Raw genomic sequence first — 12,432 nt, 5'->3', positions numbered from 1 at the left:
GTATTTCTGAGAAATAGCTATCAGAATAGCATATTAATGTGGTTGGTGATAAACGGAAAAAAGGAGCAAAAAAAAGTCCCGTCTGTTATATAGACGGGACTTAAATATGTTGAAACTGAAGTTATTTCTTCTTCTCGTAACGTTTTTTGAATTTATCGATACGACCAGCAGTATCTACCAGCATATTCTTACCGGTATAGAAGGGATGTGATGTATTTGAAATCTCCAGTTTGATTACTGGGTATTCTTTACCATCTTCCCAAAGAACGGTTTCTTTAGAAGCTGCAGTTGAACGGCTCAGGAATGAATGTCCATTACTCATATCCTTGAATACAACAAAACGATAATTTTCCGGATGGATACCTTGTTTCATAATGATTTTTTTTAGGTGGTACGGATTTGGCCGTACGCTTATTTTTAAAGGAATGCAAAGGTAGGCAGGAAGCAGCGAATTGCCAAATTAAAGCAGTATTCTTAGTCCGAAAGTCGGAAAGACCGGAAGTCCGGAAGAAGTTTGTTTATCCAGTTACTTCTTTCGGACTTTCCGACTTTCGGTCTTTCCGACTAACTTTTCATATTAATAAACTGCAGTGGGATGCCAAAATCCCCGCTTTTACATTTTGCTATAACTTCCTGTAAATCATCGATTTTCTTGGCTGTTACCCTGATAATATCGTCCATAATGGCAGCCTGTACCTTTAAACCGCTGTCTTTGATCATTTTCACGATTTTCTTGGCATCATCCTGCTTCAGACCGTTCCTCACCGGCACTTCTTTTTTTACCACTTTGCCACTGGGATAGGCATCTTTGGAGAAATCGAAGGCATTACCGTCGATACCCTGCTTAATGGCGCGCCCTATGAGAACATCAATTAACTGCTTCATTTTCATGTCGCTTTCCACTTCCAGGGATACTATAAAATCCTTTTTGTTCAGCTCAACAGATACAGGTGAGTCGCGAAAGTCAAAACGACCGGCTATTTCTTTTTTCACCGTATTGATGGCATTATCCAAAGTCTGGAGATCTACTTTACTGGCAATGTCGAAGGAAGGCATATTTGAAATATTTATACAAAGATAAACAGATACCAGCATCACTATTAAAATATCATTAGTAGTATCTATTACAATCACTGTCAGAGAACAATTAGATATCAAATTTTTATATTTTTGAAGATATGAGACAAGTTAAGTGGGTACGTATTGTGATTTTTACATGCTATCTTTTCTCAATAACATGCAGTACTACAATAGCTCAGTGTAAAAACGATCTATTCAATGTTAGTTATACACAAACAGGCGGACGCACTTTTTCTGAATTGGTTGCTTTGCCCTCAAATCGAATTATTTTAGGAGGCAGTACAAGTTCTGGGTTAAATCTGATCAAAATTGATACAAATGGAGATACGATTTTTTCTAGGTTTATCTCTCCGATTTTTTCAACTGTTCCCGGCACCTCCTCAAGATCAGAACTCCACCCCAATAATACATTATTCAATATACACTTAGGCAGTTTAATACACACTGATACCAACGCCAATGTATTAGCCATCAAACAATTGGTGACAGGCAATTCGATTATTGACAGATTAGACATGACCAAGCTAGGTATGTTACAAAATGGAGATTTGATCATTGTTGGGAAAACCAGTAGCGGATATTTTCTCATCAGATCCTCATCAGATTTAAAAACAATTTATTGGTCAAAGCATATAAAAATGCAATCGACAAATGCCCTTACATTAATGATCGATGAAGATAAAATTTTAGTAACTGGTTATTACAATGATGGCTCATTTAGTGGGTTAGACGCGCCTTATCTGGCTTCATTTGATGCTTCAAATGGTCGTTTAATACGTTCAAGCGGCTTCGACAGAGTTCCGGGGTATTCTACAAGAATAAATCAGATTATTAAAACAGGCAATGATTATGTGCTTGAAATTTATCACTTACAAAAGAATTTTGACCCAACCGATCTTAAATTTATCCTGCGGCTCGACTCCTCATTCAATATTTTGTCTACGAAAAGAGTTAAAACAATTTTTGTTGACAGAAATGAAGAAAACAGCTCAAGTAATCGTTTACTGGCCGATAGAGACGGTGCTTATTACATGAATTCCAGGCCCAACGGATCATTTCTGCCAACCATAGTAGCACGAGTTGGTCCGGATGATCAGTTAAAGTGGAGTAGCAACCTAATCTCATCTTTAATTGGATTTGGCGACCTTAAACAAACCAGTGAAGGCATTATTATAGCTGCGACCAGTGTATATAACAATGTTGTTCTCAATAGAACCGAGACTGGTATTTCTTTTGCTAAAGTCAGTTTTAGCGGGTACACTTTTAATTGCTTTAGTCCTGTAAAAGTGAATACTGTTTTAGTTGACACTACCTATACAAAGAATAACCTACCTGTTAATCATGATATACGTGATAGCGTTGTTTCTTGGATAGACATTACTTATGTAAATCCGAACATTCAAACTACCCTGGCTCGAAAATGTACTTTACCTGGAGCCTGTGACTCATTGAATCTTGTGGGCAATACAAAAGTATGTAACAGTAATCCCGTGACCTATACTGGTAAAAGAAATGCAAATTGCTTTAACAGAGTAGATTGGGAAATAATACCTGGAAATGGGGTAACTAGCAAAATATTAACCGATAGTACGATCTCGCTCATTTTTTTTAAAAGCGGAAGATACCTTCTTGTTTCAAGACTTGTAACTTCTTGTGGTATTCTTTACGATTCTATACATATAGATGCTTCCGTTAACAATTTAAACCTAGGCAACGATACTACTCTTTGTCCGGGGCAAACCATCAGGCTGAATGCTGGAAATTTTTTTGATACTTATTCATGGCAAAATGGTAGTAGCGATTCTTTTTTTATTGCCAATCGACCTGGAAAATACTGGGTGGCCATTACCAATGGTGCCTGTAATCTTACGAGCACGGATACAATTATCATTGCGGAAGGAAAAATTTATCAGTTCCCAACAAGAACTCAAATAGAAATTTGCCTCGGCCAAAGTGCAGATTTAATTGCGGAATCGGGTTTTAAAACCTATCAATGGACCCCTGGTTACTATACAAGCAACCAAAGTAGGCAAATAATTACAGTTAACCCTGTTCTAGATACTTTTTATACAGTTGTAGTAACTGATGAGCAGGGATGTTCTGGTAAAGATACTTTTACCATAAAAGTAAAGCCCTACCCTGATTTTTCATTTCCAGCCGATACCCTTTTATGCGACAATGCTACACTGCTACTAAATGTTGGCCAACCGAATCCCGGAACCACTTATCTGTGGCAGGACGGATCAACAACATCATCTTTTACCATTTCTAAAGCAGGCTCGTATGATGTAACAGTAAATATGAATGGGTGCAGTACGAAGAAAAATGGTACCGTAAGATACCAGCTAACCCCTTCCTTATATTTGGGGCGAGACTCTATAAAATGTATTGAACACACAATAACCCTCGATGTTTCATTTCCAGATGCAAATTATTTATGGCAGGATGGAAAAACAACTCCTTTGTACCAAATTCAAAATGCAGGCCTTTATCATTGTACGATAACAAATGGATGTGGTATAGTTAAAGATACGCTGATCATTCAAAATGAAATCTGTGAATGTTCAATAGAAGCTCCAAACATTTTTTCACCCAATGGCGATGGGATACATGATTTTTTCAACATTTCTACAAAATGTCAACCTGCTTATTATTCATTATTTATCTATAATAGAAATGGGCAGGTAATATTTTTTTCCAACAGTCACACAAAACTTTGGAATGGCACTTATCAAGGAAAACCCGTTCCAATCGGAACATATTATTATCTGATAAAAGTCAGAGGTGTTTCCGAAACTGTGCCGAAGCAAAAATCGGGTAGTATTACCCTAATTCGATAATTTTTTTGCTGAAATTGTACATATACTTCAAAAAATAGGCCCCGATAGAAATCGGGGCCGCCTTCTATATAATGCACATGAGAAAAAAACGAAGTTGATACTGCTAAATTGATCTTATCATGCTACACAAAATTGTCAAAATTGGATGAACGGAATCATTTAAGTTCTAATGGAAAATAAAGTCCTCTCTCCTGCCCAATTCTGCTTACATATCGACCATTTAGTTTCCGCCACCTAAATTCACACGGTTCTGTTCTTCATTCGCTCCACCTCTTTTACGCTGTGCCGCAGTTTTACCTTTACTGAAGCGATAAGTAAAGCTCAGGTTTACAACGCGACTATCTCTATTCTGACGGATAGTTACATCCACATTCTGGTAACGGCTATAGCCATTAAAGATTTGTGTATAAAGTACATCTCTTACAACCAGCCTTACCATACCCTTATTCTTCAGTACCTGTTTGGTAAAACCAATATTCATAGCACCCATTGGTTTTGCCACCAATACGCCTTCCACACCCTGTGTACGATAGAATGCACTTAGTTCAGCACCCCATCCTTTGGGAAGTGTAAACTGATTGGAGATATTGGCCATCATTGAAGTAGCACCTACCGAAATTTCTCCATTGTTTACCATTCCTTTAAAGTGATTGTAGAACACATTTACGTACACATTTGTTCGGAACCATTTTGTAACAGGCATACCCAGGCTTACAGAGGCACCTATATTCTGTCTGCGGGCGATATTACTTTTCTTCATGAATGAGCTATTGGTGCTGTCAATCTGCTCTAACACATCCTGAATAATATCATTGGTTCTGCTATAGTTCAAAGATGTGTTTAATATACCTCTGTAAGTATGTACCAGTTCAATATTATGACTGAATTGTGGGCGCAGATAAGGGTTACCTACCTGATAAGTGTATTTATCCAGGAAATAATAGAAAGGGTTAAGATCCTGATAGTTAGGGCGATCAATACGGCGACCATAACTCAGGGCAAACTGGTTTTTATCGTTTGCGGTATAACCAATATATGCCGTAGGGAACACCTGTGTGTAATTACGCTTAAACACTTCCCCGGTTGTTAACTGGTTTCCGGTAATATTGGTATTCTCGGCACGCAAACCTAACTGACCGCTCCATTTTTTACTGAATTGTTTGCTGAAGTTTACGTAGGCTGCATTGATATTTTCTTTGTAAAGAAAATGGTTACTGCGTGTAATATCATTCACAAACTGAGCTCCGTTCCAGTTAGCATATTGTGCATCATTATCGGTATTTACATAACTGGTTTTTGCACCTGCTTCAAACTTCACCTGCCCTTTCAATGTTTGTGAATAATCTGCTTTAAGACTATAAATATTGATAGATGCAGGCAGTATACCTCTTAATATCTCATCAGGTGATTTGATATTACCCATATGATCAAAGAACTCATTACTCAGTACCTGTTTATTATTCTGTGTATAGTTAATATAATCTGCATCGATTGTTAATTCTTTACCAGTGCTATCGAACACATGACGAAGGTTTGCATTCACACCTACATTTTTAAATTTCATGTTCACATCATTGATAGCCTGGGTTCTTGTTAACAGACTACCTGCAGGATCTTTAATGTAAGTTGTATTATCCGTAAATTCATCCTGTACATTATTGTACCCGTTAACCACCAATCCAAGTGTTGTTTTCTTATTCATGAAATAATCAAAACCCGCTTTATAATTATAGCTGTTACCAATTCTATTGTTTTTCGCCAATTGATTGAATGTAGTTAACAGATTACCGTTTTGCTGATTGCGGAAATTCCTGTCGATTTTAATATTTCCGAATTGCTCATTATAGTTATAACTGGCGTTTGCAAAAAAGTTGATTTTGTTTTGTCTGTAGTTCAGGTTAAAACTATGGTTCGACTTCGGTAATACTCCCTGTGTATAACCACTGGTAATGCTCGCATTATATCCCATGGTTTTGGTTTTCTTGGTTTTGATATTGATCACGCCTGAATTACCTGAAGCATCAAAACGAGCGGGTGGATTGGTCATCAACTCAATGGTTTCAAGATTCGAGCTCGACATATTACGTAACATATTGGCCAGATCCTGTGCACCCAGATAAGTAGGTTTACCATCAATCAATACAACCACACCCTGTTTTCCTTTTAAACTGATATTGCCATCTTTATCTACTGAAATCCCTGGTGATTTTTCCAACACTTCCAGTACAGTTGCACCCGCATTGGTAGGTGATGCATCTACATTGATAATGGTTCTGTCTAATTTCTGCTCAATCATCGGCTTTTTCGATGTTACCACTACCCCTTCCAGTTCCTTTGAAATATTGGTAAGGGTGATGGGTTGAATAGTATAAGACTGACCATTGGCCAGATCAAATACAGGACTATAGTATTTATTGTAGCCAACCGACTGAATTAAGACCAGGTATTTGCCAGCAGCCAGTTTTTCTACTTCGAACTGACCGGTTTTATCCGTTACAGCCATTTTAACGATGGCTGAATCTTTGGCGCGTAGAACGCCTACTGAAGCCGCTTCAACCGGTTTTTGTGTTCCCGTTACAGCACCATTGATTTTTGCAGTCTGTGCCTGAGCTGCTACCGATACGGTAACCAATCCGATTGCCGCCAGTATGTTTCTCCAATTTCTCATAGTAAAGCTTTAATATTTTAGTTCTTGTGTTTGCTAATTACAGAACGAAACTATGTACTATGTTTTGCATAGTACATAGTTTTATAATGAACGGTGCTAAACAAGGATGAGCGGGAAAGGGGGGAATCTGAAATAAGGAATAAGGAATATGAAATGAGAAAGTGGCGTGAAGAGAAAGCTAAGAAAGGAGAAGCCAGCTACATATCTAATTGTTAATCAATTTATTAGATATTTAGCTGGCTGAATTATATTGCTCGCAGCGCATAGCTTGAAGCTTGTAGCTTACTGCTTACCTTTAGTTTATCTGGGATTTTCCGAACCAGTCTTTTGCTTTAACCATCAGCACAATACCTGTTACAATCATTACAAAAGAGATAAGCTCGGCCTGTGTGGGCTGGAATGGCAGAGCCTCATACTTTGTGTTTACGCGGATTTTTTCAATAAAAAAGCGTTCCAGGCCATTCAGGATCAGGTAAAGTCCAGAGAGTTGTCCGGCTACTTTTAGCTTTTTACGATAGATCCATAATACTGTAAAAAGCAGGAAACAGGCTATGATTTCATACAAAGGTGTAGGATATACTGCAGGAATCAGCTCATTACAATAGGGGCCTTCACATCCCGTGATGAGCTTACCTTCACCAATCACATTGTGTGGGTAGTTATAGGCCCATAGCCAATCAGGCATCCAACTGAAAGGTTTGGGATTCAGATTGGGAATACCCCAGTCACCATCGCCGCTAACCTGGCAGCCGATTCTACCAAAAGCATAGGCAAACATCATAGTAGGCGCCATGGCATCGGCGAGATGAATGACAGATATTTTTCTTTTCCGTGCGTAATAAATAATTGCCGCACCTGCACAAATCAATCCACCATAAAAAGTCAGTCCGCTGAAAGATATAAGCGCCCCAATCGGATCTTTTGCAAACTCATTCCAATTTTCGAGGTTATGAAAAATCTTTGCGCCCAGAAAACCAAACAAAGCTGCATATAAAACAATATCTCCTACCCTATCGTGCGGCCAAATCCGTATCACTCTTTCTTCTGGTTTTGCCAATTTCTGTTTATTCTTTTCCCACCACTTCAGACCTGCAAACACAATACCCACCAGTATTCCGAAGGGCCAGCTGCCATTAGTTGAGAGAATAAAAGATTGCGGATCATTTAACGCGGAATCAATTACAAAAGCACCCAGTATCTTAAAGCCGAATACAAAACCCAACAGAAAATTGATGAGCAATTCGCTGATAGAGGCGGTAGCTCCCACCATGATCTTTTCTTCTGTATAGGTAAACTGGCCGAGGTTTTGTTTTCTTTTCAGCTCAAGTGTCAGAACCCAGGCAGAAAGTATAAAAGAAAGAGCCACAAAAAAACCAAAACTGTTCACCAGTTTTAGTCCTTCCAGTTCAACCCCGAAAATGTCTTTAAAAGCGTAATACAGATTAGGATACATAAACAGATCTTCTAAAAGTCATTCATAAAAAAAGACAGATGCAATGATAGTCAGAAATTATGAAACTGTTTTGCGTTCTTAATGGAACAAAAAAGGCTCCACCACAGTGGAGCCGTACTTACTAACCCATCCTTGAACAAAACTAAGGTAAAATCAATTGCAATGCTCATCAAAAACCGAAATCAGGTGCTGTGCAATTACCTGTGCCGGACGACCTTCGATCTGATGGCGCTCTACCATACTTACCAGTTGCCCGTCTTTAAACAGGGCAATCGCCGGCGAAGATGGCGGATAAGGCAATAAATGTTCACGAACCTTGTTTACGGCTTCAATATCAAAACCCGCAAAACTGGTGCTCAGGTGATCGGGACGCTTGGTCGAATTCTGAACCGCCATCAATACACCTGGTCTGCAAGTGCCTGCCGCACAACCACATACGGAATTTATCACCACCAATGTGGTACCTTTTTGCTGTAACATATTGTCAACATCGGAGGCAGATAATAACTCTTCAAAACCACTATCTGTAAGCTCCGCTTTCATCGGTAATACAATCTCTGCTGGATACATAAACGCGCTTTTAATTTGATAAAACACAAAATTAGGATTAAAAGTTGTAACACTAACCATTAAAATAACAGCCATAATGTCTTTCACTATACGAAAAAAACTGACACTATGGCACCGCTTAATAGTAGTTATAAGTCAGACTGACTTTTACAAAACTCTTTTTTTGCCATGGTATAGGATTTGAATATATCTACCTGAATTCAATTCAAAAAAATAAAAAGTATACATATGACACTCGTAAAACACAACACCGCTCCTTTCAACAGTTTGTTTGATGAAATTTTCAACAGCTTTCCTGCAACCTGGGGTAAAGATGCTAACCTGGCTTATGCCACTGTTCCTGTGAATATTCACGAAACGGCAGAAGGTTATCACCTGGAACTGAATGCACCGGGCAGAAACAAGGAAGACTTTAAGGTAAACCTTGAAAATGGCCTGTTGACCATCAGTTACGAAAAGAAAGAAACAGCGGAGCAGAAGGATTATAAAACCATCCGCAGGGAATTCAATTTCCGTTCGTTCAAACGAAGCTTTACACTCGATGAAAAAATTAATGCTGATCAGATTCAGGCGCGTTATGAAAACGGCGTATTGAAACTGTACCTGCCCAAAAAAGACGAAGTTAAAGTATCTCCCAAAGAGATCAGTATTTTATAATAAAAGACTTTCATATATGTGCCGTCAGGCACACATGCAGTTGGTTTTGGTTTCGCCCCGTGTTTCTACACGGGGCTCTTTTTTTCGTAATATTTTTAACTTGTTTGCGACATATAAAGAAAAGCCATTCATGTTGCTGAGAAAAATACTCTATAGTTTAGTTGGTTTCATCCTCATACTACCCACTTCAGAAGCACAGAAAAAGCCCACCAGCTCACTCTTGTGGCAAATAAGCGGCAAGGGTCTGAAACACCCCTCCTATCTTTTTGGCACTTTCCATATTATGTGTAAATCAGATTTTTCCATTTCTCCTGCATTGGAAGAAAAAATAAAATCTTCCGAACAATTTTATGGCGAGCTCGACATGGATGATCCGGGTATGCAGTTAAGCCTGATGTCGAAAATGCGTTTACAGGGCACCAGTCTCTCACAGCTATTGGGTGAAACAGATTTCAAATCTGTAAGCGACAGTTTTCAACGGATTACGGGCATGTCATTGCAAATGATGAATCAGTTCAGCCCCTTTATGCCGATGAGCCTGTTAACCATTAGTTCTATTCAGTGTACAGACAGGATTCAGCCGGAAACGGAATTTGTAAACATCGCAAAGAAGAACAAACTACCCATACTAGGATTGGAAACGGTGGACGATCAGATAGCAGCCATTAATACGCAGCCTCTCGACTCTCAGGTACAGTCTTTCAAAAAAACGGTTTTGAAATACGATAGTGTTCAACAGATGATGACAAAAATGATTGCTGTTTACAAACAGAATGATGTAGAAAAGATCTATCGTTTTATCAAAGACAATGGAGGCGATGGTGATTTTGAAACAGCTTTACTGGTTACCAGAAATAAAAGATGGATTCCGGTTATAAAAAAAGCCATTGCTGAAAAAACCAGCTTTTTTGCCGTGGGTGCCGGCCACCTGGGCGGAAAAGAAGGCGTGATTGCTTTATTGAAAAAAGAAGGATATACACTCACGCCGGTATTATACTAATTTAGCCAGATGCCTTCTGAAAAGGAATTCATACAATTATTAAACGAACACCAACGCATCATTCACAAAGTGTGCAATCTTTATATGGATGCACATGCGGATCGCGAAGACCTGTTTCAGGAAATTACCCTGCAAGCCTGGAAAGCTTATGCTGGCTTCAGAGGCGATGCTAAATTTTCTACCTGGCTGTATCGGGTAGCACTGAATACAGCGATTACTTTTTTCAGAAAAGAAAAGAAAAAACCTGAGATCTATTCTTCAGCGCAAATGCCTGATTATGGCCATCAGGATACACATGATCCGATTGAAGAACAGGTTAAAGCCATGTATGCAGCTATCGGCGATTTATCTAAAATCGACAAAGCCATTGTTATGTTGTACCTCGAAGATTATAACTACAATGACATTGGTGATATGATGGGTATTACCGCCAATAATGTGGCGGTGAAAATGAACCGCATCAAAATTAAATTAAAGGAATCGACACAAAAATATATGACCCCCGCATAAATGCAGTGTTATGGAACTTGATGAATTAAAATATCAACTCAATCAAAAGCTGGCAACAGACCATGCCAGCCGGACTGATGCTGATATAGCAGCTTTATTGAAAAAGAAAACCCATTCAGTAATCAGCAAATTGAAACGCAGCCTGATTATTGAAATGATACTCTGTATACTTTTTTCAGCAGCCATGTTGTATGTGGTGGTGATTTCGAGTTACTGGTCTATCCGTTTATACTTTGGTGTATTCACCGTACTGATGTTTGGCTTTACTTTCATTCTATATTATCTGTACCAACGTACCCAAAAGCTTACCGATTCTCAACAACCTGTTAAAGCCAATCTGCAGGCCGTAGTTGCATTGCTGGAAGAATTTGTAAAACGTTATTTCCAGTTTACCATGGCCATCCTGCCTGTTTGTTTTGTATTCTCACTCATTCTCTCCAGCATGGAGCCCATATCGATTCCTGAGGTTGACAAATTTGCGCTACACTATTTTTCTGCCAGATGGCAGGTGCTTATTTTTCTCGGTGTATATATGATTGTGCTGGCTGTTGTACTGTATTATTTCACAAAATGGTACCTTAAGAAATTATATGGTAATTATCTGGCTGAGTTGAAGCAATGTATGACAGAATTAGGATAGGAAACGGAAGAACAGAGAAATAAGGAAGTTCGTTGTTTTTTTATGAGCGATTTTTTAGTACGGCTACGGTTAGCCTGCTGATACATACCAGTTTCTCTCTTCCATCATAAATTTTTATTTCCCATACCTGGGAACTGGCACCTATATGTACAGGTTTTGCAATACCTGTAACCAACCCTTCACGCACACCCCGTAAATGATTGGCATTAATTTCCTGTCCTACACAAATGGCTTTCAGCGGATCAATTGTGAGCGCAGCACCCACACTACCCAGTGTTTCGGCCAATGCCACGGAGGCTCCGCCATGCAATAAACCATAAGGCTGTTTGGTTCGATGATCAACGGGCATGGTGGCTTTCAGGTAATCATCGCCCAGTTCCGTAAATACCATACCCAGATGTTCACCCATGGTATTTTTACCAAGGGGCTGAATATCGGCCACCTTTAACGTTTTTTGAAACCAGATCGACGACATATTTCCATTATTTATGAAGGGAACGAATTACTGCCTCGGGTAAGAAAGGAGAAGCATCTCCCCCGTTACGTAAAATATCACGCACAATCGTGGAAGCTACAGAAGTATATTTTGGCTCTCCGGTAAGAAAGATGGTTTCAATGTTTTTATCCAGTGTTCGATTGGCATCAGCAATGGTTTTTTCATATTCGAAATCACTCACGTAACGGATACCCCGAAGTATGAATTTCGCCCCAATCTCCTTACAATAATTGATGGTAAGCCCCTCATATACCACACTTTTTACCTTGGGCTCATCATGATAAATTTCTTTGAACCATTCCATCCTTTGTTCCGGACTAAACATAGGCGATTTGGCGGCATTGATACCGATACCAATATAAATCTGATCGAATAAAGGCAGGGCCCTGTTAATAATATCAATGTGCCCTAATGTAACCGGATCGAATGTGCCAGGAAATAAGCAGATGCGCATGGTATTGGTTTGTGACTACGAAGAAAAGGAAGAAAACAGAGAAATAAGAAATAAGGAATAAGAA

Annotated in this window: 12 protein-coding genes; 5 read left to right on the top strand and 7 right to left on the bottom strand. The window is 39.0% G+C overall.

The genetic code is table 11. The features are described from left to right. Positions 1 to 121: 121 nt before the first annotated feature. Together BC659_RS15880 and BC659_RS15875 are read right to left on the bottom strand one after the other, a co-directional pair. A complete protein-coding gene (locus tag BC659_RS15880; RefSeq protein WP_133475805.1) occupies positions 122 to 373 on the bottom strand; it encodes a type B 50S ribosomal protein L31 in 252 nt (83 codons plus the stop codon). A gap of 191 nt (positions 374 to 564) precedes the next feature. Next, positions 565 to 1,056: a YajQ family cyclic di-GMP-binding protein gene (locus tag BC659_RS15875; protein ID WP_133475804.1), complete on the bottom strand. Its 492-nt coding sequence runs from the start codon at positions 1,054 to 1,056 to the stop codon at positions 565 to 567. Between the two features lie 122 nt (positions 1,057 to 1,178). Between BC659_RS15875 and BC659_RS15870 the strand changes: the two genes are divergently transcribed. Then, positions 1,179 to 3,920 (top strand): T9SS type B sorting domain-containing protein, encoded by a 2,742-nt coding sequence (locus BC659_RS15870; protein WP_133475803.1) that lies wholly within the window; start codon positions 1,179 to 1,181, stop codon positions 3,918 to 3,920. A 220-nt stretch (positions 3,921 to 4,140) separates the two neighbouring features. Here BC659_RS15870 and BC659_RS15865 read toward each other — a convergent pair whose 3' ends face one another. The 3 genes from BC659_RS15865 to BC659_RS15855 form a co-directional block, all read right to left on the bottom strand. Beyond that, a complete protein-coding gene (locus BC659_RS15865) occupies positions 4,141 to 6,588 on the bottom strand; it encodes an outer membrane beta-barrel family protein (RefSeq protein WP_133475802.1) in 2,448 nt (815 codons plus the stop codon). A gap of 295 nt (positions 6,589 to 6,883) precedes the next feature. Further along, positions 6,884 to 8,041 (bottom strand): prolipoprotein diacylglyceryl transferase, encoded by a 1,158-nt coding sequence (locus tag BC659_RS15860; protein ID WP_133475801.1) that lies wholly within the window; start codon positions 8,039 to 8,041, stop codon positions 6,884 to 6,886. Between the two features lie 153 nt (positions 8,042 to 8,194). Beyond that, positions 8,195 to 8,611, bottom strand: a complete 417-nt coding sequence (locus BC659_RS15855) for a BrxA/BrxB family bacilliredoxin (protein WP_133475800.1) — start codon at positions 8,609 to 8,611, stop codon at positions 8,195 to 8,197. Between the two features lie 228 nt (positions 8,612 to 8,839). On the opposite strand from BC659_RS15855, the gene BC659_RS15850 reads away from it, so the two are divergent. From BC659_RS15850 to BC659_RS15835, 4 genes are all read left to right on the top strand, one after another. Further along, the gene (locus BC659_RS15850) at positions 8,840 to 9,268 is read left to right on the top strand and encodes an Hsp20/alpha crystallin family protein (RefSeq protein WP_133475799.1); all 429 of its coding nucleotides are present in this window, start codon (positions 8,840 to 8,842) and stop codon (positions 9,266 to 9,268) included. Positions 9,269 to 9,398: 130 nt separating this feature from the next. Continuing rightward, positions 9,399 to 10,268: a TraB/GumN family protein gene (locus BC659_RS15845; RefSeq protein ID WP_162847456.1), complete on the top strand. Its 870-nt coding sequence runs from the start codon at positions 9,399 to 9,401 to the stop codon at positions 10,266 to 10,268. 9 nt (positions 10,269 to 10,277) lie between these two features. Further along, on the top strand, positions 10,278 to 10,778 hold the full coding sequence (locus BC659_RS15840) for an RNA polymerase sigma factor (protein ID WP_133475797.1): 501 nt from the start codon (positions 10,278 to 10,280) through the stop codon (positions 10,776 to 10,778). Positions 10,779 to 10,788: 10 nt separating this feature from the next. Then, positions 10,789 to 11,418: a hypothetical protein gene (locus BC659_RS15835; protein ID WP_133475796.1), complete on the top strand. Its 630-nt coding sequence runs from the start codon at positions 10,789 to 10,791 to the stop codon at positions 11,416 to 11,418. A gap of 40 nt (positions 11,419 to 11,458) precedes the next feature. On the opposite strand, the gene BC659_RS15830 is transcribed toward BC659_RS15835, so the two are convergent. Next, on the bottom strand, positions 11,459 to 11,893 hold the full coding sequence (locus tag BC659_RS15830) for a hotdog fold thioesterase (RefSeq protein WP_133475795.1): 435 nt from the start codon (positions 11,891 to 11,893) through the stop codon (positions 11,459 to 11,461). A 7-nt stretch (positions 11,894 to 11,900) separates the two neighbouring features. Next, positions 11,901 to 12,368 (bottom strand): pantetheine-phosphate adenylyltransferase, encoded by a 468-nt coding sequence (gene coaD, locus BC659_RS15825; RefSeq protein ID WP_133475794.1) that lies wholly within the window; start codon positions 12,366 to 12,368, stop codon positions 11,901 to 11,903. Positions 12,369 to 12,432: the final 64 nt, after the last annotated feature.

The sequence above is a fragment of the Sediminibacterium goheungense genome (assembly GCF_004361915.1).
Taxonomy (GTDB): Bacteria; Bacteroidota; Bacteroidia; order Chitinophagales; family Chitinophagaceae; genus Sediminibacterium; species Sediminibacterium goheungense.
The sequence above is the reverse complement of the archived record's forward strand: the minus strand, read 5'-3'. Positions and strand labels throughout refer to the sequence as shown.